General features: G+C 38.3%; 24 protein-coding genes. 15 read left to right on the top strand and 9 right to left on the bottom strand.

Going from position 1 to position 26391, the window contains the following annotated elements; genetic code table 11:
- Positions 1 to 390: 390 nt before the first annotated feature.
- From J1E28_RS03110 to J1E28_RS03090, 5 genes are all read left to right on the top strand, one after another.
- Entirely contained in the window at positions 391 to 1035 is a 645-nt protein-coding gene (locus tag J1E28_RS03110; RefSeq protein ID WP_291026545.1) for an ATP-binding cassette domain-containing protein, read from the top strand.
- Positions 1036 to 1129: 94 nt separating this feature from the next.
- On the top strand, positions 1130 to 1702 hold the full coding sequence (locus J1E28_RS03105) for a DedA family protein (protein WP_291026538.1): 573 nt from the start codon (positions 1130 to 1132) through the stop codon (positions 1700 to 1702).
- A gap of 72 nt (positions 1703 to 1774) precedes the next feature.
- On the top strand, positions 1775 to 3187 hold the full coding sequence (locus tag J1E28_RS03100; RefSeq protein WP_291026535.1) for an MBOAT family O-acyltransferase: 1413 nt from the start codon (positions 1775 to 1777) through the stop codon (positions 3185 to 3187).
- Positions 3187 to 4518, top strand: coding sequence for a DUF459 domain-containing protein (locus J1E28_RS03095; RefSeq protein ID WP_291026533.1), 1332 nt, complete (start codon positions 3187 to 3189; stop codon positions 4516 to 4518). The genes J1E28_RS03100 and J1E28_RS03095 overlap by 1 nt, the downstream gene beginning before the upstream one ends.
- Positions 4515 to 5729, top strand: coding sequence for a GDSL-type esterase/lipase family protein (locus J1E28_RS03090; protein ID WP_291026530.1), 1215 nt, complete (start codon positions 4515 to 4517; stop codon positions 5727 to 5729). The genes J1E28_RS03095 and J1E28_RS03090 overlap by 4 nt, the downstream gene beginning before the upstream one ends.
- Positions 5730 to 5745: 16 nt before the next feature.
- Here J1E28_RS03090 and flgG read toward each other — a convergent pair whose 3' ends face one another.
- A complete protein-coding gene (gene flgG, locus J1E28_RS03085) occupies positions 5746 to 6534 on the bottom strand; it encodes a flagellar basal-body rod protein FlgG (protein WP_291026528.1) in 789 nt (262 codons plus the stop codon).
- 150 nt (positions 6535 to 6684) lie between these two features.
- Between flgG and J1E28_RS03080 the strand changes: the two genes are divergently transcribed.
- From J1E28_RS03080 to J1E28_RS03055, 6 genes are all read left to right on the top strand, one after another.
- Positions 6685 to 7308 carry a trimeric intracellular cation channel family protein gene (locus tag J1E28_RS03080; RefSeq protein WP_291026525.1) on the top strand — a complete coding sequence of 208 codons (624 nt, stop codon included), beginning with the start codon at positions 6685 to 6687 and terminating at the stop codon, positions 7306 to 7308.
- A gap of 67 nt (positions 7309 to 7375) precedes the next feature.
- Positions 7376 to 9139, top strand: coding sequence for a DNA polymerase III subunit gamma/tau (locus J1E28_RS03075; protein WP_291026523.1), 1764 nt, complete (start codon positions 7376 to 7378; stop codon positions 9137 to 9139).
- The gene (tsaE, locus tag J1E28_RS03070) at positions 9132 to 9557 is read left to right on the top strand and encodes a tRNA (adenosine(37)-N6)-threonylcarbamoyltransferase complex ATPase subunit type 1 TsaE (RefSeq protein WP_291026520.1); all 426 of its coding nucleotides are present in this window, start codon (positions 9132 to 9134) and stop codon (positions 9555 to 9557) included. Before J1E28_RS03075 ends, tsaE begins: the two co-directional genes overlap by 8 nt.
- Positions 9554 to 10276, top strand: coding sequence for an LPS export ABC transporter ATP-binding protein (gene lptB / locus J1E28_RS03065; protein ID WP_291026518.1), 723 nt, complete (start codon positions 9554 to 9556; stop codon positions 10274 to 10276). Before tsaE ends, lptB begins: the two co-directional genes overlap by 4 nt.
- The gene (locus J1E28_RS03060) at positions 10273 to 11580 is read left to right on the top strand and encodes an RNA polymerase factor sigma-54 (protein WP_291026516.1); all 1308 of its coding nucleotides are present in this window, start codon (positions 10273 to 10275) and stop codon (positions 11578 to 11580) included. The genes lptB and J1E28_RS03060 overlap by 4 nt, the downstream gene beginning before the upstream one ends.
- Positions 11581 to 11694: 114 nt before the next feature.
- Positions 11695 to 12270, top strand: coding sequence for a hypothetical protein (locus J1E28_RS03055; protein ID WP_291026514.1), 576 nt, complete (start codon positions 11695 to 11697; stop codon positions 12268 to 12270).
- 240 nt (positions 12271 to 12510) lie between these two features.
- Here J1E28_RS03055 and J1E28_RS03050 read toward each other — a convergent pair whose 3' ends face one another.
- On the bottom strand, positions 12511 to 13827 hold the full coding sequence (locus tag J1E28_RS03050) for an adenosylmethionine--8-amino-7-oxononanoate transaminase (protein WP_291026511.1): 1317 nt from the start codon (positions 13825 to 13827) through the stop codon (positions 12511 to 12513).
- A 118-nt stretch (positions 13828 to 13945) separates the two neighbouring features.
- Between J1E28_RS03050 and J1E28_RS03045 the strand changes: the two genes are divergently transcribed.
- From J1E28_RS03045 to J1E28_RS03035, 3 genes are read left to right on the top strand one after another with little or no spacing between them, the layout of a single operon-like run.
- Positions 13946 to 15088, top strand: coding sequence for an 8-amino-7-oxononanoate synthase (locus tag J1E28_RS03045; RefSeq protein ID WP_291026509.1), 1143 nt, complete (start codon positions 13946 to 13948; stop codon positions 15086 to 15088).
- Entirely contained in the window at positions 15085 to 15753 is a 669-nt protein-coding gene (locus tag J1E28_RS03040) for a pimeloyl-ACP methyl esterase BioG family protein (RefSeq protein ID WP_291026506.1), read from the top strand. The genes J1E28_RS03045 and J1E28_RS03040 overlap by 4 nt, the downstream gene beginning before the upstream one ends.
- A complete protein-coding gene (locus J1E28_RS03035) occupies positions 15741 to 16448 on the top strand; it encodes a methyltransferase domain-containing protein (RefSeq protein ID WP_291026503.1) in 708 nt (235 codons plus the stop codon). The genes J1E28_RS03040 and J1E28_RS03035 overlap by 13 nt, the downstream gene beginning before the upstream one ends.
- Before the next feature lies 1 nt (position 16449).
- Here J1E28_RS03035 and J1E28_RS03030 read toward each other — a convergent pair whose 3' ends face one another.
- Both J1E28_RS03030 and glyS read right to left on the bottom strand, forming a co-directional pair.
- Complete coding sequence (locus J1E28_RS03030) at positions 16450 to 17571, bottom strand: ABC transporter permease (RefSeq protein WP_291026500.1); 1122 nt, start codon at positions 17569 to 17571, stop codon at positions 16450 to 16452.
- The gene (gene glyS, locus J1E28_RS03025; protein ID WP_291026542.1) at positions 17568 to 19637 is read right to left on the bottom strand and encodes a glycine--tRNA ligase subunit beta; all 2070 of its coding nucleotides are present in this window, start codon (positions 19635 to 19637) and stop codon (positions 17568 to 17570) included. The genes J1E28_RS03030 and glyS overlap by 4 nt, the downstream gene beginning before the upstream one ends.
- 112 nt (positions 19638 to 19749) lie before the next feature.
- On the opposite strand from glyS, the gene J1E28_RS03020 reads away from it, so the two are divergent.
- A complete protein-coding gene (locus tag J1E28_RS03020; protein ID WP_291026497.1) occupies positions 19750 to 20490 on the top strand; it encodes a hypothetical protein in 741 nt (246 codons plus the stop codon).
- Between the two features lie 6 nt (positions 20491 to 20496).
- On the opposite strand, the gene J1E28_RS03015 is transcribed toward J1E28_RS03020, so the two are convergent.
- The 5 genes from J1E28_RS03015 to J1E28_RS02995 all read right to left on the bottom strand — a co-directional run bounded on the left by J1E28_RS03015 (position 20497) and on the right by J1E28_RS02995 (position 26363).
- Positions 20497 to 21210 (bottom strand): di-trans,poly-cis-decaprenylcistransferase, encoded by a 714-nt coding sequence (locus tag J1E28_RS03015; RefSeq protein WP_291026494.1) that lies wholly within the window; start codon positions 21208 to 21210, stop codon positions 20497 to 20499.
- The gene (locus J1E28_RS03010; protein WP_291026490.1) at positions 21210 to 21689 is read right to left on the bottom strand and encodes an acyltransferase; all 480 of its coding nucleotides are present in this window, start codon (positions 21687 to 21689) and stop codon (positions 21210 to 21212) included. The genes J1E28_RS03015 and J1E28_RS03010 overlap by 1 nt, the downstream gene beginning before the upstream one ends.
- A gap of 1 nt (position 21690) precedes the next feature.
- Positions 21691 to 23385, bottom strand: a complete 1695-nt coding sequence (locus J1E28_RS03005; protein ID WP_291026487.1) for an N-6 DNA methylase — start codon at positions 23383 to 23385, stop codon at positions 21691 to 21693.
- A 22-nt stretch (positions 23386 to 23407) separates the two neighbouring features.
- Positions 23408 to 24250, bottom strand: coding sequence for a flagellar hook-basal body protein (locus tag J1E28_RS03000; RefSeq protein ID WP_291026484.1), 843 nt, complete (start codon positions 24248 to 24250; stop codon positions 23408 to 23410).
- A gap of 61 nt (positions 24251 to 24311) precedes the next feature.
- Positions 24312 to 26363 carry a hypothetical protein gene (locus tag J1E28_RS02995; protein ID WP_291026481.1) on the bottom strand — a complete coding sequence of 684 codons (2052 nt, stop codon included), beginning with the start codon at positions 26361 to 26363 and terminating at the stop codon, positions 24312 to 24314.
- Positions 26364 to 26391: the final 28 nt, after the last annotated feature.

Here is a 26391-nt window from a genome sequence, read left to right as displayed (position 1 = left end):
TTTGCTTCATATTTTCAAAACATAAATTATGTAAATTTGTGCTATTTACTTGCTTGAGGATACTTAGGATTTGTGATATTAAAATGCACATTGATTTTATCTTGTGGCATTACAAAGTCTTGAATGATAGTGGGTTTTTGCCCTTTTCATCCATAAAAAATTCATATATGTTGCCTTTTCTCTCTTTGATTTTAATGATAGCATTTAATTATCTTACTCCTTATTTTGCTATAAATATTATTTGTAATGCAATATCTTTATTTTATATTTACCTGATTCTAGGGCAATAGATTATCCCTCTAAAATAAATTTGCGCTACAGATTCTAAAACAATATTTTATATGCTATGGCATAATATGCCATTTTTACCAAAGGAGCATTATGAATCCCCTGCTTCGTGCTTATGGGCTTTCTCATAGCTTTGAAACCACACTTTATACAAATGTCAATCTCCAAATCAATGAAGGAGAAAGCATAGCGATTTTAGGTGTAAGTGGCAGTGGCAAATCTAGCCTTCTTAATAATCTCTCTACACTCCTCCCCCCCAAAAGTGGGCGCGTGGGGCTAATGGATAAAGACAATATCTATGCTCTAAGCAGTAAAGAGCAGCTTTTACTGCGGAGATTGCATATTGGCATTGTGTTTCAAGCGCATTATCTTTTTCGAGGATTTAGCGGTATAGAAAATCTCAAAGTTGCTTCAATACTCTCTGGTGAGCGCATAGACAAAGCCCTTTTAGAATCTTTTGGGATTGATAAAGTCATTCATCAGCCTATTGGCTCATTGAGTGGCGGACAGCAACAAAGGCTCTCAATCGCGCGTGTATTAACTAAAAAGCCAAAAATTATTTTTGCCGATGAGCCAACAGGGAATCTTGACAAGCAAACTGCCTTGCAGGTAATGGAGATTCTCTTTTCCTATATCCATACCAATAAAGCCGCACTTATTCTTGCCACACACGACCAAGATATTGCCGCTTCTTGTAATAGAATCTATAATCTTTATGACAAAGCCTTGCACGAAGTGCGCAGATAGTATGACAATATCACAAAATATTTTGAGATTTATTATTATAATTATGCTAGAATCTCTCATATAATCACACACGACACAACATAAAGGAATATTTATGCAAGAAGTTGTCAATTCACTTGAGCAGTGGGGCTATATCCTTTTGTTTGCCTACTCATTAGGAGGCGGATATGTGGGATTGCTTACGGCAGGAGTGATGAGTGCATTAGACAAAATGGATCTTTTGACATCAATTTTTGTCGCAGGAGCAGGAAATATCGTAGGTAGCTCGATTTTAGCCTATCTTGCGCGTTATCAAAAAAATGAGCTTATAGGGTATTTGCGCAATCATAAACGCAAAATCGCCCTCTCTCAAATATGGCTCAAAAAATATGGCTCGTGGCTGATTTTTTTTAGCAAATATCTCTATGGTATCAAAACCATCGTGCCTCTTGCTATTGGTTTTAGTCGTTTGAATCTAAAAACATTTTTTGTGCTTAATGGCATTGCTTGTGTTTTATGGGCGATTCTTGTGGGCATAGGTGGATATTATGCAAGCAGTGGTGTGATTGCATTACTTGAAAAAATCAATGCACATTCTTATATGATGCCTATTGTTTTACTCTGCCTTGGTGCAATCATATACCTTATCATTGCTCAAGTTTCTAAAAGAGTAAAAAAGAGTTTATAAGAATCTGCTTTTCATCTTTATGCTACAATTTACGCTCATATTTCGCATAAATAGAATAAGCGAAGGGAGATAATGAGCTTTTTTAGCATTGAATTTAGTATCATATTGCTTATATTTTTTATATTTTATTGGCTGATTCAATCGCTTATATTGCGCAATCTTGCCCTTTTGGGATTTAATTATCTCATTATCTCTCTTTTTAGTCCATATTTTGCACTCATTGTCTTTATCTATACTTGTCTTGTATATTTTCTCGCCCTTTTCATTGATACTATTCGCATACGTTTTGTATTTCTTGTGTGCGTATGTTTTGCGCTTTTATTTTTATGTTTTTTCAAATATTATGCACATATCAAAGATGAATTTGATGCCCTCCTTAGCCTTTTTGGATTTGATTTTCTTGAGGTTGATATTATCTTTCCTCTAGGTATTAGCTTTTATACCTTTGCGTCAATCACTTATTTGCGTTCAGTATATGAGGAGGGCAAGAATCTTGTGCGAGAGGGTGATTATGAAGAAGGTAATCCTGCACTAGAGAGTTTTGTAGCCCTAGCAACTTATCTTTCTTTTTTTGCGACTTTTGTTGCTGGTCCTATTATGAGAAGTCAAAATTTTTTTACACAATACCACACAAAGCGCACTTTTGGCTCAATAGATCTCATCATCGCCCTCTTGCTTTTTGGGCTTATTAAAAAAACGCTCATTGCAAATTATTTAGGCATCTACTCCGAGCCAATTTTAAGCGCACCTTTTGAATACCACGCGCTTGAACTTTTAAATGCGATTTTTGCTTACAGCATAGAATTATATTGTGATTTTAGTGGATATGTGAATCTCGTGTGTGCCTTTGGGCTTATGCTTGGATTCACATTGCCACCAAATTTTAATATGCCCTATGCGGCAAAAAATCTTAAAGATTTTTGGAATAGGTGGCATATTAGTCTCTCTACTTTCATACGTGATTATATTTATATCCCGCTTGGTGGGAACAAAAAGGGCGTGCTTTGTACACAACTTTTTGTGCTTATTGCTTTTTCTCTTTCTGGCTTATGGCACGGCAATACTTTGACATTTTTGCTTTGGGGAATCTTACACGGCTTAGGCATTGTATGGCTTAATATCCTAAAAATTGTTGAAATTGATTTGCAAGAGTTGCCCTTTTTTGGCTCATTTTGCACTTTTTTATATGTAAGTTTTTGTTGGATTTTCTTTTATTATCACTCGCTTGATGAAGTGCGTAGTTTCTTTGTAGCCTTTTCTCAAGGCTTTAATACACCTGCACCTTTATATGCGTGGCTCTCTCTTGGCGGATTCTTTGTGTGGTTTTTATGCTATCCGCTTATGAAGGGAAGCCTAGAGCTTACACAAAAAGCCCTAAGCCTTATCCCGTGGCTTCTTAAGCCCTTTGTGCTTGCCATAATACTCACTTTACTTATGGTGATAATGCCTTCAGGCATACCTCATTTTATTTATGCGAGTTTTTAATGCAGCAGGCGAAATTTGCTTTCATCATCTTTGCTACACTTTTGCAGCTTGTCGTGATTTTGCATAGCTCAATTCTTACTTATGTGGAGCAGCAATACCATAACTTCATAGAATCTAGCCACCCTCTCATACGAATGTTTAGCCGCATTTACCAAGCAAGTATGCTCCAAAATAATATGGTGTTTGCTTATACTGATAGCACTATGGAATATTTGCAGAATCTTTTTGATGATACTTTTACTCAAGCGCAAAAATTCCTCCATATCGCCCAAGAAGCCCCACTTCCTACACCCACAAAGCCAAAAACGCCAGAATCTCCAAAAAAAACACATCTTAAGCCCACGCGCAAACCCCCTCATACAGGCATAGATTCTACACCCCCAAATGCAGATAAAATCCAAGAATCCCACATTAAAATGCTTACAGAGCAAAAGAATGCACAAGAAAATAAAATATCTTTAGAAGCAAATAAAGATAATAAAACTGCATCTCAAAGCACACAAGAGCAAAATACAAGTTCTTTTTTTACGCACAATATCCCCACAGTACAAATACCACAAAATCAAAGCCCTACGCAAGCATCACCACAGGAGCTACCCAAAAGCGCTCAAACACAGACAAAAGAGACAGAGCAAGAGCTCATAGTAGAGAGCTACACGCCTATTAAAGAAGTGAGTAATCCACGCATACATATTGATGAATATTCATCTGTTTTGCTTGTAGGAGATTCAATGATGCAAGGCGTTGCTCCCTATATTCTTAAAACATTTAAAAAGGTGCATTTACAGGGTATAAACCTTAGCAAACACAGCACCGGCTTAACTCACAAACATTATTTTGATTGGGCGAATGCCATTGAGGAAGCTTTTAATAAAAATGATAATATTGCTCTTGTAGTGGTGCTTTTGGGCGCAAATGATCCTTGGACGATGAAGAAAAATATTGCTTTTAAAAGTAAAAAATGGGAAGAAATCTATACACAACGTATAGAGGAGATTCTCCAAATCGCCCAATATCACGGCGCACGCGTGGCGTGGTATGAAGTGCCATCTGTGCGTGAAAAATCACTGAATGATAAAATTATGTATCTTAATAGCCTCTATGAACGTGAAGTGAGCAATAATAGCGAATTTTTCCTCCAAAGCAATGGCATTGTTACGCAGGGAGGGAAATATTCAGCTTTTATCAAAAATGAAAATGGCAAGAGTGTGCAAGTGCGTATTGATGATGGTGTGCATTTTACACCACTTGGCTATCAAATAATGGCAAATATTTTTCTTAACGCACTTGTTGTGCGCCCACAAGATCTTGTATTAGAGGAAGCACAATGAAGCATTTTGTTATATGGCTCTGTATAGGATTTGTGAGTATGCAGGGAGCAGATTATCCGCTTAAAGCCATCGGCATTGCTTTAAGTAATCCTGGTCAAAGCTCAAGTATCCCAAATGAGAGTAAAAAACTTTTAGAATCCACAAGCGGGATTAAAAATTATGGCAAGCCCCTCTCTCCTGCCTTTCAAGCAAAGCTTCGCTCAAAACAACATCTTGTGATACGCATCTTAGGAGATTCTCACATTGCCGGAGATTTTCTCTCGCATCGATTGCGAGGGTTATTTTTTCAAAACTATACTTTTGGCTTAGTCTATCCTCTCTATCCTAGCTATCATCAACACATCGGGCTTAAGTATGAAAGTGAAAATTTTGAGATTCTAAACTCCCGCTTAAATGAAATTAATGAATATCCGCTAGGAGGTATCATAGCCAAGCCCACCGCACTCCCTGCGCATATCACACTTACACCTAGAAACAACGCATTTGGAGCCTTAACTAAAATCATTTTTAAAGCCCCAAATAAAGAAAAGGCAATAATGATTGAAGATCATACAAAACAAAAATTTATCATTAATGCCAAACGTCCAAATTCGTGGCAGATTCTCACACTTAAGCTCCAATATCCTATTAGCATTGAAGCACTTAATGAAAAAGTGCTTTTTGGTGGATTTTTTATCACACAAGAAGAAAATCATCATAATATTATTGAGAATCTTGGCATCAATGGAGCGCGTTCTGATTTATGGCTCAAATGGGATAAGGAGCTTTTTATGCAGCAAATGCGCATACTTCCTGCGGATTTGTATGTGCTATGCTATGGCTCAAATGATGCTCTTTATGATAATTTTGATGAAGAGGCGTTCATAAAAAATTATGGCAAATTGATTGATAGCATAAGAAAGGCTAACCCACAAGCGCATATTTTGCTTCTTTCTCCTCCGCCTGTGGTTAAAAAAGTTGCAAATGCCACAAAGCGCAGAAAAGCCGCGTATAAGGGCGCTAAAAATGCCAAAGCCACACAAGAAGCGATTATTAAACTTGCCAAACAAAAGCATATTTTGCTTTTTAGTATGGAGGATTTTATACAAGAGAGCGGGGGAAAAGCCAAATGGGAGAAAGCAAATCTTGCTAAACCTGATGTGCATTTGCTTCCAAATGGTTATAAACTCATTGCCGATAAGCTCTATTATGAGCTAGGAAAGCTTGAATAGATGAACTATTATCTTACTATCGCTTTAAATTATTCACGGTTTGAAGCATAGAATCTGCTGTTTGGATACTCTTAGAATTTGCCTCATATGCTCTTTGTCCGGTAATAAGATCTGTCATTTCTTCCACCAATTTTACATTGCTTAATTCTAAGAATCCTTGTCGTAACTGCCCAAAACCATCAAGTCCGGGTACTCCTGCTACCGGATCACCTGAAGCATTGGTATTAATAAATAAATTATCACCTAAAGAATGCAAGCCCGCGGGATTAATAAAGGTTACAATTTCAATTTGCCCAAGCACATTCGCTTCTGTTTGATTGCCCTCTATCACACTCACCGTGCCATCTGTGCCAATATTTATTTGCGTAGTCCCCTCTGGAATAGTAAGCTCTGGTATCAGGCGATAGCCCTCTGCATTCACTACATTACCATCATTATCAAGCTTGAAACTTCCTGCGCGCGTGTAGGCGATATTGCCATCGGGTAATTCAATTTGAAAGAATCCATTGCCTGTAATAGCAATATCGAGGTTATTTTCAGTCTCCTTTGGATGTCCTTGAGAAAACATCTTTTGTATCGCCACAGGGCGCACACCAATACCCACCTCAATACCTGTGGGAGAGATAGTCGTCTCACTTGTGCTTGTTCCTGCATATTGCAACACTTGATAAAATAAATCTGCAAATTCCGCCCTTTGCTTCTTATAGCCTGTTGTATTGACATTGGCGATATTATTTGATGTGTTGTCAATCTGGAGTTGCTGCCCTAACATACCTGTGGTAGCAGTGTAAAGAGACCTCATCATAATGCTATCCTTTGAAATAAAATGTGCAAACCTGTGCGTTTTTATGCACAAAATTAAGCAAAAGTAATTCCATAAATAAATGATAAGATTTTCTAAGCTCATTCAAGCTACAATGTGTTTGTATGATTTGAGAATCTTTAAAGGGAGAGAATGCTTCTTACTACACTTTATATTATCGCCATTACTGCTGAAGGAATGACTGGCGCACTTGCAGCAGGGAAGCATAAAATGGATCTCTTTGGCGTAATGTTTATCGCACTTGTTACGGCTATTGGTGGTGGTTCAATCCGCGATATTTTGCTTGAGCATTATCCGCTTACTTGGGTGGCTCACCCTTATTATGTTGTGCTTATTTGTGTAGCGGCTCTGCTTACGACAAAAATGCCTCGCGTAGTTGCACGAAGTGAAATGGTATTTTTAACACTTGATGCGATTGGACTTGTAACTTTTAGTATTTTAGGCGCACAAGTAGCAATCGATAAGGAATATGGATTTATCATTGCAGTGAGCGCAGCCGTAATCACAGGCGTATTTGGTGGAATCTTGCGCGATATTTTATGTATGCGCATTCCTCTTGTGTTTCAAAAAGAGATTTATGCGGGCATCGCACTCCTTGCAGGGGCAATTTATTATATACTCATAGAATATGCACATTTAGATATAACACTTGTAACGCTTATTACTTTAGTTATTGGTGTGAGTATGAGACTTTTGGCGATTTTTTATAAGCTATCTTTGCCCGTTTTTGATTATGAAGATGAAAAGAAAGGATAGCTTGTATGCACATTTTTAGATTCTTTTTATACAATGGCAATTTTAGTTTGTTTGATAAGGATAAGCGATGAGTTCCATAGCCCTAGCCTTAAAGTATCGACCTACCTGCTTTAGCGACTTAGTGGGGCAAAATGCTATATCTCAAACACTCTCTCTTGCACTTGATAATAAGCATCTCTCCCACGCTTATCTTTTTAGTGGTTTGCGTGGAAGCGGGAAAACAAGCTCTGCTCGCATTTTTGCACGCGCTTTGCAATGTGAGAGCGGACCTACAAGCACGCCTTGTGGGAATTGTGCGAGTTGCGTAGCGGCATTGCAGAATAAACATATGGACATTATCGAAATGGACGCAGCAAGCTCAAGAGGAATCGATGATATTAAGCGCGTCATTGAGCAGACAAAATACAGCCCAAGCTTTGCGCGATATAAGATTTTTATTATTGATGAGGTGCATATGTTAAGCAAAGAGGCTTTTAATGCACTGCTTAAAACCCTCGAAGAGCCGCCAGAATTTGTGAAGTTTATCCTCGCTACGACTGATCCGCTTAAGCTCCCTGCAACAATTCTAAGTCGCACACAGCATTTTAGATTTAAGCAAATCTCCCATAGGCTTGTTGTAGAACATATTAGTAATATTTTAAATAAAGAGGGCGTGAGCTATGAGGCAGAGGCTCTTAATATTATTGCGCGAAGCGGAGCGGGAAGTTTGCGCGATACACTTACTTTGCTTGATCAAGCGATTATTTTTTGTAAGAATCATATCGAGGTTGCGGGGGTAAGTGATATGCTTGGCATAGTTGATCCCCAAGTATTGAGTGATTATTTTTATAGCATTGTGCATAAAGATTCACAAAAAACACAGCAGATTTTGAATCTTTTTTTTGAATATGAATGTGAGATGATTCTTGATGAGATGATGTTGTTTTTAAAAGATAAGCTCTTGCAAAAAAATATAGATTTTCCTCCTTTGCTGCTTGATCGCTTTGCGCGCATTCTTACAGAATCTAAAACCCTCCTTAACCTCAATACCGAGGGGAGCTTTGTGCTGCTGCTTTGTGCGCTTAAAATGCAAGAGGCAATGAAAGTTAAAGACATACAATCAATGATAGAGGAGCTTGAAAATGAGCTTTTTACTTCTCAAGGGGCAACGCCTCATAGCACGCAGCACCAACAACCTTTGAATCCACATACCTCTTCTCACGCACCAAATGCCAATGTAAATATGCCACATACACAAAGCGCATCATCACAAGAAAAAAATCCACCCACACAAACGCTCAATGCAAAAATTCAATTTAGCAATCTCATCGCTAAAATCAAAGACCGCAATGCCGAGCTTGGGGTGATTTTTGAGCGCAATGTGCATTTTGTGAGTTTTACACAAGAAGATTGTACTTTGCGTTGGCAGAGTATCGCTCAAGGCAAGGATAAAGAATTTTTAAAAGAATATGGCAAAATCATTCGCCCTTTAGTTGCCTCTGTCTTTGGTGAAAATGTGCATATTGAGCAGGTGAGCAAAGAGGACACGACAAGCCCTGCACAAGAGGAAGCACAAGATTCTCCACTTCACACACAAGAAAATTTACAACCCGATGTATATGCTCATAAACCATCTATACAAGCATCTATAAACCCTGAATCTAGCTCATCTAGCGCAACATTGAATACACAATCAAGCACTCAAGATTCTCCATTGCAACCTCTGCAATCAAATCTAGATTCTTCCCCACAAGATAAACAAAACTTTCTAGCGCAAAATCGTGATTTGATTAAGGCAATCAATGAGAGCGTGGGGATTAAAGAAGTGCGCCAAAGGATTAGTGATGAGTGAATTTAAGCTCAAAGAAAATGAGCTAGAGAGCTTATGTCGTCTCCTTAAGGATTCATTGCATAATGGAGATATTGTGCTTTTACAAGGCAGTATAGGGAGCGGTAAGACTACATTTGTGCGTTATTTTGTAGAATCTTTTGGGCAAGAAGCGCAAGTATCTTCTCCTACCTTTAGCCTTGCTCTCTCCTATGAAAATGCGCAATATGGGAGTATTCATCATTATGATATATACCGCAAAGATGTGCAAGAAATGCTTGAATTGGGTTTGCTTGATATGCTTATGCGTGAGGGGGTGCATTTCATAGAATGGGGTGAAGAGAAGCTCAAAAATCTTTTAGCACATAATGGCTTTAAGGTTGCCACTATTACCATTACGCCTACTCCCACACATCATAGAATCTATGAGGTTTGTTTATGAATAAACTCAAAGCTGAACATTTAAGCAAACATATCAAAAAAACAAAAATCGTGCAAGATATTTCCCTTGAAGTCAATAGCGGTGAGGTCGTGGGGCTTTTAGGACCAAATGGTGCAGGAAAAACAACTACATTTTATATGATATGTGGCTTATTGCACCCAAGTGATGGCAAAGTAATACTTAATCATACTGATATTACTCATCTTCCCTTGCATCAACGCTCAAACTTAGGTATCGGCTACCTCCCCCAAGAATCAAGTATTTTTAAAGATTTGAGTGTGGAAGAAAACCTAATGTTAGCTGCAGAAATTAGCATTAAAAATGTCAAGGATAGGCATATTAAAGTCGAAAATATGCTTTTAGAATTTAATATCGAGCCAATCCGTGCTAGAAAAGGGATTAGTCTAAGTGGTGGGGAGCGCAGACGCGTAGAGATTGCAAGAGCATTAGTCAAAGATCCAAAATTTGTGCTGCTTGATGAACCTTTTGCGGGGGTAGATCCGCGTGCAGTCAATGATATACAAAATATTATTTTAAAGCTTACCGAGCTTGATATTGGCGTGCTTATTACTGACCACAATGTGCGCGAAACACTTTCTGTATGCTCACGCACCTATGTGATTAAAAGCGGCTCACTCCTTGCGAGTGGTAATGCGGAGGAGATTTATGCCAATGAGCTTGTTAAAAAATATTACTTGGGGGAACATTTTAAAGTATGAGTGTGGGTGGTAAATTAAAAAGTAATCTCAATGTCAAAGCGCGGCTTTCTACCACGCTTAAGAGTTGGCTACCTATCTTGCAAAGTGGGCTTACCGAGCTTGAAGAAACGCTTAATACCATAGCAGAGGAGAATCCTTATGCTAATGTGCAAAGTCAAATGCTAGGCGCTCTCCCTAGTAAAACACAAACCTATAAAAAGGGTATGCGTGGCACTCAAAATGAGAGTTTTGAATCCCAGCATATCAGTGAGCAGAGCCTCTATGAGGTACTTGAAGAACAAATTGATTCTCGGCTTTTCCCCACTGAATCTTCTCGTCAAATTGCTTTTAAAATTGTAGAGAATCTCAATGATGAGGGCTTCTTAGATGTAGCTGTGGGAGAGATTGCCCTAGAATTGGGTATTGATGAAAGTGAGGTTGAGCGCGTAAGAAAAAGATTCGCGTATTTAGAGCCTTATGGTGTGGGAGCAAAAGATATTGGGGAATCTTTTCTTTTTCAGCTTGATAATACCGAGCTAGAGGGGCAAAGCTATGAACTTGCTGTGCGTATTATCCACGATTTGCATCGCCATAGCAAATACAAAAATCACCCTGCTTATAATGAAGTGATGAAAACAATTAAGACTTTTAAAAATCCCCCAGCGATTGATTTTAGCGCAAGAGAAAGTGAAGTTATACCTGATATTTTTATTTTTGAGCGCGCCAAGAGCGATAGTCTTAAAAATGGCACTTATGAGCTTGAAGTCTCTATTAATGATAGCTATTATCCTAAGATTCTTATTCAAGAGCAGCTTAAAAACATCACAGACAAAGACGGGGCAGAGTTTCTTAAAACAAAGCTCAAGGAGGCAAAAGACCTTGTTGATGCCCTTGATATGCGTAAGGCAACGATTCTAAAAATCGCCATTGCTTTGCGCGAAAATCAATATGATTTTTTTATGGGCGGGGAGATTCGCCCAATGAAACTTAAAGACATCGCCCAAGATTTAGGCTATGCCCCAAGCACTATCTCACGCGCAATCGCAAATAAATACCTTGAATGCGATAGGGGTATTTTCCCTATAAAAAGTTTCTTTACCGCTGCCATTGATGGAGATACATCAAATGCTTCAATTAAAGATTTTATTTTAAACCTTGTAAAAAATGAGGATAGAAAGAAGCCTTTGAGTGATTTAAAGATTCTAAAAATCGTGGAGGAAAAATTTGAGCTTAAAATGGTGCGCCGCACTATTACTAAATACCGCCAACAACTGCATATTGCAAGCTCTAATGAACGCAAAAGGCTCTATGAAATCAGTGTGTGAATCTTTAACATTTTTAAGTTTAAAAGACATTTTGTAATATACATTTCACACATAACTCACGCTTTTTATGTAAAATTATGATAATTAATATTGTTTTATGAAAGGATACTTGCAATGAAACTTCATCGTAAATTATGGATGCAAATTCATCTTTATTTAAGCCTCTTTTTTCTCCCTGCTGCGCTCATTTATGCTATTACCGGCGCACTTTATATCTTTGAAATTCGTCAAAATGCCGGTGCAACTATCACAGAAATAGCTCTTGATTCTATGCCACAAAAAGGGGAGGAGCAAGCATTTATCATTCAAACCCTGCAAGAGCATCAACTCAAGGTGCCAAGCGATATAACCTTGCGCACAATAAAGGGCACTTTGAATATGGGAAATATCAAATATAGTGTAATGCTCACAAAAGATAGGAATGATAAGCCCATTTTGCGTGCAGTGGATAGAAGTCTTTATGGAGTGCTAATGATGATGCACAAAAGCGGGGGGAATAAATTTGAGCTAGGGGGATTTAAATTTACATTTTTTGATTTTATTGCTGTATGCTTTGGTTTTTCAATGCTTATTTTTTATCTCTCTGGCTTAATCATCACCTCATTTTGCAAGGGCAAACGCAAAAGTGGCTTTGGCGTAATGGCTGCAGGGTTTATTGTTACAATCGTAGCGATATATTTTAGTGTGTAGGGGGTTTAAGAGCGATAAAAGAGTTTGCGGCTAGGCTAGAAATTTAAAAAGGCAAAAAAGTTTTAAGGTATCTAAAAATCTCAAAAATAAAAAAGATTCTATAATCGCATTTTGCAAAAGCATCGCTTTTTTGCTTTTATCATTCTAAAGAGCATTATCTTAATGTTTTTTGTTACAGATAAGCAGCACATAGTTTAAACAGGTTTGTTTCTGCTTTAATTTATAGAATCTTGTAAATATTTAAAGTCCCTCAAAAATCTCTTCTAAACTTTGGCGCACATAGCGCACTTCATCTTGGCTAATCACATAAGGGGGCATAAAGTAAAGTGTATTGCCAAGTGGGCGTAGAAGCAAACCTTTTTGCAATGCCTTTTGAAATACAAAAAGCCCTGCACGAGGGATTTTTGTATCTTTTATATCAAAGGCATAAATCATACCCTTTTGCCTAAAATTCCCCAAAAATGTAAATGCTTTTAACGATTCAAATTCTTTTGCAATATACTCGCTCAAATGCTTGTTTTTTACTATGATATGCTCTTTTTCAAAAATATCAAGCACCGCATTTGCCGCCGCACACGCAAGAGCGTTGCCAGTGTAGGAATGAGAGTGCAAAAAGGCTTTTTGGGATTCATAGGGTGCATAAAAAGCATTATAAATCTCATCACTTGTTGCCACCACAGATAGCGGTAAGAATCCACCCGTGATACCTTTAGAAAGGCAGATAAAATCCGGCTTTTGCTTGCATTGCTCCATCGCAAAAAGGCTACCGCTGCGTCCAAAACCCACGGCAATTTCATCAAAAATTACCTGCACCCCAAAATGATGACAGAGTGCGATTGCCTCATCAATAAATGCTGCACTATACATATTCATATTGCCCGCACATTGCACAAGTGGCTCGAGGATAAAAGCACAAATGCGCTCCCCTTGTGAGTGAAGAATCTGCCTTAAAGATTCTATTTCTTTGCTATAGTCTGCTTTCTCATAATCTCTTATGCTCGTGTGTGTATTTGCTAGAGGCACAGCAGTGGTGAGGCAATGTAAAAGTAGCGGCTCATAGGTGTGCTTATATAATGCCACATCGCCCACACTCAAAGCCCCTAGAGTCTCGCCGTGATAGGCATTATTGAGAGCAAGAAAAGTATCACGTTTTTGTCCATTATTAAGATGATAATGAAAGCTCATTTTGAGGGCTACTTCGATAGCACTTGAGCCATTATCTGCATAGAAGCATTTATTAAAATGCCCTCCTAAAAGCGCACAAAGCCTTTGTGAGAGTTTGATAATTGGCTCGTGTGAGAATCCTGCTAAAATAATATGAGCTAACTCATCGACTTGTTTTTTTATCGCATTGGCAATATATTCATTGCAATGTCCAAAGAGATTGACCCACCACGAGCTTACACAATCCATATATTTTGCGCCATCAAAATCATAAAGATACATTCCATTTGCTTTTTGGATAGGGATTAAAGGCACACTCTCGTGGTCTTTCATTTGTGTGCAAGGGTGCCAAATATGCTCTAAATCAAGTTTTTTTAAATCATTTGCTTTCATTATTTGGCTCACTTTCTTTTAAGAGGTGGCTAATGATACTTTAAGTTTTTATAAATAATGATAAAATACCCCAAAGAAGTTGAGCTATAAAAAAATAAAAAAGAATGGATAAAAACAAGTGGATATTGATTCTCTATTAGAGCATTTAAAAAGCCAAAATAATTTTCGCACACTCTTGCCTTTGCACCATAGTGGCGTGTTTGTGTATGAGAAGAACACAAAGCTTTTAAATCTTGCGAGCAATGATTATTTGGGCTTAAATGTCAATAGTGCATTAAAAGAGCAGTTTTTACATTCTTTACAATCACAAGATATATTTTTTTCAAGTAGCTCTTCGCGACTTTTAAGTGGGAATTTTGAAATATATGAGCAGTGTGAGCTTACTTTAAGCAATCTCTATCACAAATCCGCCCTGCTCTTTAATAGCGGCTACCACGCAAATATTTCTTGTATCCAAGCCCTTTGCAGTATTCCTCACACATTTTTTGTGATTGATCGCCTTATTCACGCAAGTGTGATTGATGGATTGAGATTAGGCAAGGCGCGTTTTAAAAGCTTTAGCCATAATAATATGCAGGAGTTAGAGCAGATTTTAAGCCAAAATGCTGCGCGTTTTAGGCATATCATCGTTGTGAGTGAGGGAGTATTTAGTATGGAGGGGGATTTTGCGCCCCTAAAAAAGCTTGTATCACTCAAAAATCAATTTAAAAATATGCAAATTTACCTTGATGAGGCTCATAGTGTGGGCATTATAGGAGAGAATGGTTTAGGTTTGGCTGCACATTTAGATGTATTAGAATCAATTGATTTTTTGATTCTTACCTTTGGCAAGGCAATCGCCTCTATGGGTGCGTGTATGCTCTGCAATGCACAAATGAGGCATTTTTTTATTAATGTTGCGCGTGGGTTTATATTTTCTACTGCCTTGCCTCCAATCAATGTCGCCTTTAGCCATTTTATTTTCACACAACTTAGCAGATTCCACAAAGAGCGTGAATATGTGCAAAACTTATCGCGCTCCATCAAAGAGCATTTACAGAAAAAGGGCTATGAGGTGCTTGGGGAAAATCATATCCTCTCTCTTATTTGTGGAGAAAATGCACAGGCTTTAGATTTGAGTGCAAGGCTTAAAAAGCGCGGTATTTTTGCCCCTGCAATTAAAGAGCCAAGTGTGCCAAAACACACTGCGCGAGTGAGATTCTCCCTCCATAGCGCATTAAAGCAGGAGCATATAGAATCTCTGCTTGGGGCATTGGTATGAAATATGTGTTTTTGCATACACATAAGCAAAGCCAAAAGTGCATTCTCTTTTTTGGTGGATTTGGGAGCAGAGCAGAGCAGTTTGCGCATTTAGATGCCCAATGCAATGTGATACTTGTGTATGATTATAGGGATTTTAAACTTCCCCAAAGTTTTTATCGCGCTATGAGTGCATTTAGCGAGGTTATACTTATTGCTTTTTCAATGGGCGTGAGTATCGCCCCCTTTTTTGTCTCTTCTTTATCTTTATCAAAAAAAATTGCCATTAATGGCACAAATGTGGGAATTGATAGAGTGTTTGGTATCCACCCTGCGATTTTTAAAAAGAGCATAGCACATTTTGATTGGCTTACTTTTCAAAAAGCTCTTGTGGGGGGAGAGGAGAAAAAACTTGCCCATTTTTTGACAAAACAGCCCAAAAATGAGGAGTTACAAGAGGAATTGCAAAGTATTTTTGATTTTCTCTTCCTTGCTCATACCAAAACAAATAATGCGCATTTTATCTATGATGATGCGCTTTTATCAAGCAATGATACTATTTTTCCCTTGAATGCCGCGCAGCAATTTTTTGCTTCTTTTAGTCCTTCAACGCGCATTCACATTATACAAGGGGCGCATTTTGTCTTTTTTGATTTTTGCTCGTGGGAAGAGCTATGCTGTATTTAGAGAGTTTTTATAAAGCAAGAAAAACTTATGCGCAAAATGCTATTGTACAAAAGCATATGCGCCATAAACTGATTGAGATTCTGCATTTAAACCATCGTGTGCATTTTGGGCATATTTTTGAATTTGGTGCAGGGGGTGGCGAATTTACTACGCTTCTTTGTAAGATGCTTCAATTTGAATCTTATATCAGCAATGACATTCATAATTATGGCTCAAGTGATGAACGCGTGGAGTTTATGTGCTTTGATATGAATACGCTTTTAGAGCAGCATATAGCTAAAAAAAGCTTTGATTTGATTGTTTCAAATGCAACATTGCAATGGTTAGACTTTGAGCGCACACTTTGCGCACTCAAGCAGATTCTCGCTCCCAATGGACTTTGTTTATTAAGCAGCTTTGGGGAGCAAAATTGTTATGAGGCTAAAGCTATCACACATTATGGGTTAGAGTATTTTAGTCTAGGTGCTATGCGCGAAATTATTACAAAGCATTTTGAGATTATTCTCTTGCAAGAAGAGCTTTTTCCCTTGCAATTTAAAAGCGCACTTGATGTGTTTAGGCATTTTCAATTAAGCGGTGTCAATGCACTAAGCAAGAAAGGGTATATGGGTAAAAGAATATTGCGTGAGTATGAGCAAACATTTAATAACAGACTTACCTATCACCCTATATATATGCTTTTATGCCATAAATAATCTACCACCGCAGGGTTTTTTTATAAATCACAAGCACACTCGCTCCTATATAGAGCACACATAAAAAGCATAAACTCATAAAGTAGCCCCACACACTTCCAAAGCTTGCTCCCATTTGATTAAGCTGCAAAAGCCCATTGATGCCGTGATAAGCAGGCAAAAAACTAATAAGATAATTTGCCCAAGGCGCAATTTGAGCTGGAGGCCACATAAAGCCAAGTAAAAATACAAGCGGCATAGAAGCAAGCATAATAATTTGCGTAGAAAGGGCGCGTTTGGGTAAAATAGAGCCAAAAAACACGCCAAATGCAGCAGTTGATAAAATAAAGGCTATGCTAAAAAGCCAAAAATCAAGGATAGAAGCCCCCACATACACTCCATAAAATTCATAAGCAAAACCAAAATAAAACGCATAAAGCAGCACATAAATGCTAAAAAAGACTAATATTTTAGAGCAAACTAAAAGCAAGGGATTTGCGCTTGAGTAGTGATTGCGCACTCCTTGTGTAAATTGCTGATTCTGTGTGCCACCAATAATTCCTGCCCCCGCAACAAGTGTTTGATGAAGGATAAAAATAAGTATAGGAGCGAGAGTATAATTAATATAGCCCATTGAGGGATTAAAAAGTGGAATAAGATGAGGTTGCAAGATTTCTTTTTCGTGTGTTTGAAACTTTGTTTTGAGATGATCATTAAAGGCTTCAAGGCATTCTGTTGCTGCATTGGCAATTGCTCCATAAATAAGCAGATATGAAGCATTTGCCATAATGGCTACAACAGGAGGCACGCGTTGGTAGAGATGTTTTTCAAAATCATAGGGAATAGTGATAATGCCATAGATTTGATGTGATTCTATAAGCTCTTGCGCCTTTTTGGGGCTATGAAGAACCTCTATAATCTCTAAGTGTGGCGAAGAGCGTATAAATGAGATAAGCTCCCTCGAAGAATATGTATTATCATAATCAATAATAGCGATTTTTTGCGCACTGACGACATCAGCATAATAAGGTGTGGGGTATAAAAAAAGATAAAAAAGCGATCCCCCAAAGATAATAATCATTGCTGATACGGAGGTAAAAATATTTTTTGCTTCAAGCACAAAAGTAGCATAAAAGGCTTTCACAATGCAATATCCTTAATATCACCGATACGCAAAAATTCATTATAAATGCCAAGAATGAGCATTTGGCGATTGATTTTAAGCGCGGGGTTTGCATCATTAACAAGCACTGATTCAAAAAATGCTTCAAGTGGATTTTTGAGCGCAAAAAGGGCTTGTATATGCTCTTGCGCATCTTTAAAACTCTGTGTTTTGAGATTTTTAAGCGCAGCATAAAGTGTTTTTTCTTCTTTAGCTTGAAGTAAGCTTTCATTAATGGGTGTGGGGCTAAGGGTATCTTCTAAAATATTTGCCACCCTTTTAAAGAGGCGCACAAGTGCTTCTTTATCGCTTTTTTCAAAAAAGACACTTAGGCTTTGAGCATTGGAGATAATGCTATAAAGATTGCGTATCTTTTGGTTATCTACACGAGCATTAAGCACACAAGTGATAAGTGAGGGATTGACTTTTAAAAATCCCTCAAGTCGTTCCAAAAAGAAAGATTCTATTTGTCCCAAATCGCTTGGCTTATATCCTGCTGCTTGGTAGATTCTAGGCAAATGTGTGCTTAAATCAAAGCATAATCCATAATGGGCGATGATTTTTAACACCCCATTTGCTGCACGTCTTAGCGCAAAAGGATCTTTTGAACCTGTGGGGATTTTATTGATACTAAAGAGGGCGCAAATATTATCAAGTTTTATGCTTAGAGCCACAATCGCACTTAAAATATCGCTTGGCAAGGCAGAATCTTCGCCTGTGGGGAGATACTGCTCTTTGATACTTAAAGCCACAAGTGGGTGCATACCAAATTTTTGCGCATAGTAATAGCCCATAATGCCTTGTAGTTCTGTAAATTCATATACCATTTGCGTGAGCAAGTCCGCCTTTGCATAAGTAATAGCATTGTCTAAAATGCTTTGGGATTGGCTCAAAGGCAAAGTGAGCTTAGAGGCAAAAGATTCTAAAAGAATATGCGCGATAATGCCCTCTCGTTTAGATTTATCAAGCAAAGAACCCAGTCCTTCAACAAAAAGAATCTGCGAGAGATTCTGGGGTTTAAAGCCTTCTTTTATATCATTTTCATAGAAAAATACCGCATCGCTTAATCGCGCCTTAAGCACTTTTTGATTGCCTTGCACGATAGGGGCAAGATTTTGAGTTGTGCTATTTGCCACGAGTATAAAGCCATTATGTAATGCCTCGTGTGTATAAGTAGCAAAATATCGTTGGTTTTCTTTCATCGAGGTAATAATCACCTCCGGGGGCAGATGTAAAAATGCTTTATCAAAGCTCCCATAGGCGGCGCGTGGGTATTCGGTAATGGCTACAATTTCTTCAAGCAAAGCCTTATCGATTTCTACTTTGATATGATGTGTGGATTCTATATCTGTGATTTGAGAGAGAATCATCGCCTTACGCTCTTCTTGGTCTAAAATTACCTTGCCATTTTTGAGAATCTCAAAGTAATCTTTGGGAGATTTAATCATCACAGGCGCAAAACTCACATCTCTATGAACAAAAGTTTGAGCCTTGCTTTGCACATTAAATGCACTTACTTTCACATCTTCTTCCCCCAAAAGCACACAAATATTGCGCACCGGGCGGATAAAAGGCTCTCTCACATCGCCCCAAAACATACTTTTACCAAAATGGAGCGATTGAAGCCATTGTGTAAGTATATTACCAAGTAAGGTATTTGTCGGCACACCTTTTTGAGTATAGGCATAATACAGCACTTCTTTATTGTCTTTTTGTTTTGTGGATAAGGGTGTATCAAGGCTTAGATGATTTTTTTTATAAAAACTCTCTCCCGCTTTGCTTAAACCTTGTGTTTTATCGCCATTTATAAAAGCAATATGGAGTGGAGGACCATAAGATTCTATTAAGCTATCTTGAGTAGCGGTAGGGAAATGCTCTTCATACAGCACAAGTCGGCGAGGAGTGTAATAGAATGTGGGATTAGAGTGAATCCCAAAGCTTTGCGCACTTTTTTGCCATTTTGCTTTTATATTGGGTAATTCTTTGAGCAAAGGGAGGGCAGGAAGCTCTTCGGTGAGAATCTCAATGAGCAAGGGTAAATGTGGCACTTTCAAGAATATTCCTTTGATTTTTAGATATGATTGCGTGATTGTAACGCAGAGTTATTAAAAAGTGATTTAACATCGCTCATAGATTTGATGAATTTAAGGGGAAGAGGGCGTGAAAATTTTGATAAAAGCCGTGTGTGCTATGCTGCTAAGTGGCGTGATTTTACCCGCTCTTGCTTTACCGCTGCATAAGATTGAAGGCAAATGTGTGCAACCCAAAGATTTTAATAAAAATCAAAAAAATGTGATTCTTAAAGCCTTTAGATATGGTGCAAAAAGTGGCTTTGGCTATACAATGGCGGCTATTGCGTGGAAAGAATCGTGCGCGGGTGAGTATCGTGTGAATTTTGCTGATCCTTCAGCCGGTATCTATCACGCGCATATTCCGGGCATTATCAAAAAACATAAGCAAAAAGATTCAAATTTTATGCGCAATATGGTAGGAGAGCTTTTAATGCGTGATGATGATTTCGCCTCTCAAACGGCACTTGATGAGCTTAATTATTGGCAAAAGGTGCGCAATGGGAATTGGTATGAGGTGATAAAATCCTATAACAAAGGGTTTAGTTGGGAAAAAGATAAAGAACGTAACAAAATGGCACAGGAGTATTTTGAAGATGTATTTGCGCGTGTAAAGGCTCTACAAGAGTATATGCCTAGATTCAATCCTGCTGCTGCAAGGGCTGCTAAGAAAGATTATGCGATTGATTTCTTAAAAAATACGCGTTTGCAGACACAAAACTTAGAGATTCAAAACGCAATGCGTGAAACACAAGAAGCAAATAAAGATAAAAATACAAAAAATACCAACTCATTAAAGCAAAAAGAGAATTTTGTGATTTTAGAAGAGTAGATAAAATTAATTTACCCCGCCAAATCGTCTTTTGCGCCCTAAAAATTCACTAAGCATATTATCAAGTTCATCAGTGCGTAAATCAGGCCACAATGTGGGTGTGAAAAATAATTCCGCATAGCTTGATTGCCATAGTAAAAAATTTGATATACGTTTTTCGCCTCCTGTGCGTATGAGCATATCCACATCAGGCAAGGTAGCGGTATCGAGGTTGGCATTAATAAGCGCACTCATTTGCTTTGGTGTGAGTGCGATAAGCTCATTGTGGCTTAATGTATGAGCAATTTTAATAAAACTACGCGAGAGTTCATCGTGTGAGCCATAATTAAGCGCAAGAATCTGCGTGAGATTGGTGTGATTTTGTGTGATATGCTCTAATTCAAAAATAGCATTTTTAAGAGCAGTATTAAAAATGCTAATATCCCCTATCACGCGGAATCTAATGTTATTTTTAATATACATTGATTTTTCATTATGCAGATATTTTTCTAAAAGCCCCATCAAAAAATCCACTTCTATTTTTGGGCGCTTCCAATTTTCTGTTGAAAACGCATAGAGTGTGAGATAGGGAATCTGCTTAGAGGCACACCATTGTGTTACATCACGCACAATTTTCACACCTTCTCTATGCCCTTGTGTGCGCTTTTTGCTTTGTTTTGTTGCCCAGCGTCCATTGCCGTCCATTATGATAGCAATGTGCCGTGGAGAAGGAGGATTCATTATGTTTCTTTCGATGTGTTTTGCTTAGGCAAGGCGCGTAAAAATCGTGCAGGATTACCGATGTAGAATCCACTTTGTGTAATATCTTTTGTAACAACTGCTCCGGCACCAATGACTACATCATCACAAATAGATACAGGCAAAATTGTTGCATTTGAGCCAATACAGACACGATTCCCAATATATGTTTCTTTCCACTTTTGCTTGTTTGATGCGGGTGCGCCATCTGCAAAGCTATCATTAATAAACATCACGCCGTGTCCTATGAAACAATCTTTTCCAATGCGCACACAAGAGCAAATAAAGCTATGAGACTGCACACGCGTGCGTTTGCCAATGCTTACATCACATTGAATCTCACAAAATGGTCCCACAAATACATCATCTTCTAAAATACAGCCATAAAGATTGCTTGGAGCGATAAGCACTACATTTGCGCCCTCTTTTACATCACGCACTTGAGAATCTATAATTTTCATTTTAGCCCCTTAATTTTTGAATCTTATCTTGCAAGGATTTGAGTTCTAGGGCATAGTTTTCAATTTGAGAAAAAGTCTCTTGTGAGTGGAGTGTGAAGTCATTAGGAATAGGGAGTTGCTCTAAATCAGAAGGGCTAAGATTGCCTAGATTGCGTTCATAGAGCTTAGCAAGTATATTTTGCCCTTGTGTAGAAAAAAGATAGCAGTAAATCCCTATGGCAACTTGCGCATTGGGAGCTCGCACAATGATAATGCCTGCATTTGCTACGACTTTATGTTCTTGTATGCTTGGGGCTAGAATCGTAAATTTGGGGGCTGTGCCACGAATAGAAATAGCTATATCATAGGGCTTAAGGCTATATCTGTGAATCTTATGCACATCGCCCTTAAACCTTTGCGTAGAAAACTCATAGCAGAATCCAAAATCAGTAAAATCAGCAATACCCAAATCAAAATAGGTAATTTTTTCATCTTTGCTTCCGCCATACACACGCTGTCCTCGAAATATTTGCACATCAAGCGCACCAAGGGGTGTATGGTTATTTTGTGGTTGTTTGGTGGGCTTTTGCACATACGCGCTCACGCTTAAATCGTGGGGATTAATTTGGTGCAGAGGCGTGAGGGAGGAATACTCCCCTACGCGCTTATGACGATAAATATCAAGTAATTCATCAAGATGAATAATGCGGTTGTATTTGCCATCTTTGCGATAAAAATGCGGCGAGTTGGCATTGATATGCAAAATGGCGTGATTGTTTTGTGAAAGCACCATAATGAAAAAATCGTGTGTTTGATGCGGGAAGATATTTTTAGGGAGCTCGATGATAGATTCTATTAATCCCTCTTCGCATAATCTCTCCCGCAATTTTCCTTCAAGTGAGGTTTTCAGCAAGGTTTGTGTGCGCAAAATAAACACGCCTTTATCTTTAAGATAATACAAAGAGTGAATAAGAAAAAGAAGCTCTGGGTGGGTTTTAATAAGCGATTCATAAGTGGAAAATCGCTTGTCTTCTTTTAAAAATTGTGTGCCTATGTGGCTATCAAGAGGTGGATTGCAAATGATTTTATCAAACTTTTGATGCTTGAATTGCTCATTTGTGAGAATATTGTTTAAAAGCAAATGATTTGAGTTTAAATCCAAAATTTTGCAAATAATCTTTGCGATACGCGCCAATGAACCCTCTAGCTCCTCACCATAGAGTTCGATATGATGAGCGGTGTTGGCGATTGCAAAAAACAAACTCCCCATACCATAGCAGGGGTTATACACACTTTGAGATGGTTTAATATCAAGTAAGCCTACAAGGAGTTCATTGACTTCAAGTGGCGTAGAATAGGAAAAAAGCTTATGTGTAGTCTTTTTTTGCGTAATAATATGCAAAAATTCCTCAATTGTGCGATTTGAGGCATCGTTTGCTGCAATAACTTTGAGAATCTTAAGGAGATTGGAGTGAGGATTAAGCGGGATATACAGCTCCTCGCCAAGTGCATCTTTGAGCGCATTTGCATATTCCTCATAAATAGGCTTTCGCTTTGCCGCTAAGGCGATAAGAGATTCTATAAAAGCAGGAGAGTGTCGCTTGAGCCAAAACATCTCAAGCATAATGCCTATGCAATCAAGCATATCAGTATGATAACATTTAATATACTCAAAGCAATTAAGCAATTCTTTTATGCTTTGCTTCTCTCCCTGCATATTTTCCCTCAATATATATTTTTTAAGCTCGCACGGCAAGTTTTGTAATCGCTTCTGCGTTGAGGTCGTCCATATGGCTTTTCATTACTTTAGAATACATATCCACGAGACGATTTGTTTCAATGAGTGAGCTCATCTCACGCACAGCATTGACATTGCTTTTTTCGATAAATCCTTGCGCAAGGAGTGGATCACGCACAATTTCTCTTTCATCTTCTCTTTCTGCGGGGTATTCATAAAGATTTTGTCCCACTTTTTTCAAATATCGCGGATTCTCAAATGCTACTACTGCAAGTGCGCCGATGTTAATTTGTTCGGCAATGGCATCATTATTGAGATTTCTTGCATAAAGATTGCCTGAAGCATCAGCTTCAAGATTTAAACCTGCAGAGATTTGAATCCCATTTTGTTCCTCTTGCTCTTCTTCTAGTCCATTACGACTAAGCACTAAATGCCCACTTTTATTGACAATGTATCCTTCACTATCAAGGCTAAAGCTTCCATCGCGTGTATAGCGGATTCCATCGGGAGTTTTGATAACAAAATACGCATTTTCTTTTTGCAGGGCAAAATCAAGTGAATTATCTGTTTGAGCGAGGCTCCCTACACTTCTATCGGTGTATTCTTCACTGATGATAGGCACACGATCCATTGTGCGATTAAGAAACTTAGCAGCTTTACGCGTATGATCTTCTATGGGAAGCTGCTCTTTATGTGTTTCATAGAGTCGCAAATAATCACCTATAACCACATCATCGCGTTTAAATCCTGCGGTGTTGAGGTTGGCTAGATTATTTGAGATAAGATCAAGGCGGTTGAATTGTGTTACCATACCGCCTGTGGTGTTATAATATCCGCTTTGCATAATATCCCCTTATATAAAATACAAGAGCCTAAAAGCAAAAGATATTCCCCCCAAAGCCTCTTTATTTTTTGAGGAAGTTATTAAGGAGATTCTGCGCGCCATCTTTGATTTTATCATCTTTAATATATTTATCAAGGGCTTGTTCTACGCCTTTTGTAATCGCCTTTCCTGCTTCAGCTTTAATCAGCTCGTTTGCGTCAATGCTAAGAGTGGGCGAAGAGAGCTGATTGCGCGCCTTGAGATAGATATATTTGTCTTTAATTTGGAACTTCAGGTCGGCATTAATCGTGCTTTTATCTGTATCAATACTCGCGCCTTGTGCGGAAATAGTGGTGTTAGCACTTTTTAACCCAATATCTGTAGTGATAAGATTCTTATTAATTACCACATTAAGCCCAGCGTTTTCATACGCCTCCTTTGTAATATCAGTTTTAAGATATTTTTGTGCTAATTCAGTTACTTGATTAGGCATTAGCTTTCCATTACTAAGTATAGCCTTGAGTGTGCCTTTTTCTGTCAAGGTATCATAATTCAAGTCACCATTCATATCTGAACTAAAGACTTCGGGCAGTTGCGCCATTTTGAAAAGCTTAAGGGTATTAACATTCTTAAGTGCTGCAGTAAGCGTGTTGTTATTAAGTATGGCGTTGATACTACCCCCGAGTGATTGGGTATTAAAATCCGCATAGGTGGTTTCATCTGTGAGCTTTGCTACCCCTGTGGCTTTAAAGTCTCCCGCGAGTTCTATACCTGTGGCAAATTTAAGCTTTTTGAGATTGGGGATACTCGCTTCATAGGGGACATTCACCGCAAAATCATTAAGATTAATGCTTGTTTTATCTAAATTCACTTGCGCAATATCAGAAGTAAGCTTAGAGTTTGCCTCGCCTACGCCTTCTTTGAGTGCTACATTTGATGTGATGGTGAAGTTTGTATTTGGCATATCCATATCCATTTCTTGCTTCATCACGGCATTGCTTGTTATGCCAGAGAGTGTGAGGGCAGTGTTAGTTGAAATACCTTTATCAAAATCACTCAATACTGAATCAAGATTAAGATTCATTGTGGCATAGCGTGGCATATAAATCATCCACAATAGCGTATCAAGGCGCATATTTTTGATATGGGCTTCTGCATTTTGTGGAGCAAGGTCTGCAAGAAGTGCGCTAAAGGTTGTTTGAGAGCTTGCGAGATTAGAGCTTCCCTTGACTTCTAAAGATTCCATTCCGCCTGTGATATCTACTTGAGCTTCAAAGTTTCCGCGTATAGGCATTCCTGCGAGTGGCGTAAAAGCGGAGAGGTCGCTAAGATTTATATTCACATCTGTTTTTGTGGTGAGATCTGTAATGAGTGTTTGTCCGCTAGAATGGATATTGCCGATATTGGCATTAAAATTGAAATCGTGATTGAGCTTATCCATATCAAAAATAGCATTAAGAGTAATGACAAAAGTTGTTTTTGGCACATCAACTTCAAAATCTTTTTTGATAAGTTCGCTATCAACCAAACCTTGGGCGATATTTAAAAGGGCATTTCCATTGAAATTCATATCGGTATCGCCTTTAATATCAGCCTCAAGATTGAGTGCACCACTTGCATAGGGCTTCATACCCGCCATAGCCAAAATTTCTTTGATTTGCAAATCTTTGATGTGTGCTATGATTGAAGTAGGGGCAAAATCTTGCAAAAGCACACGAATGTCAGTGAAAGATTTAGCAATATCACTTGTTGTATTGACTTCTATATGGTTGAGTGCGCCTTTTGCAGTGGTATTAATGACAAATCCTCCCTGCAAGGGCGTATCTACAAGCTCTCCTAATACCGATATATCTTTTGCATCAACCTTAAGTGCTACATCAAGCGTTTGAGAAAAAAGTGAAAAATCGCCCCCAAGTGTGATAGCAACCGCATCGCCGTGTGTGATAAGCACATCAATGCTTGAAAAACCAAGTGAAAACTTTTCTACATCAAGTTTTAGCGGAGCGTATTTATCAACTTGTGATTGCAATATGCTTTTTACTAGCATATTGCCCGGTGGCGTAAAAACCACTATGATAATAAGCAGCAATATAGCGCAGATGATTCCAAGAATCCACAACAAAACCTTCTTCATTCACTTTTCTCCTTGTTTTTATGATTTA

The organism is Helicobacter sp., assembly GCF_022511165.1.
GTDB lineage: Bacteria > Campylobacterota > Campylobacteria > Campylobacterales > Helicobacteraceae > Helicobacter_C.
Note: the sequence above shows the minus strand (reverse complement) of the source record. Positions and strands in the feature narration are given on the sequence as shown.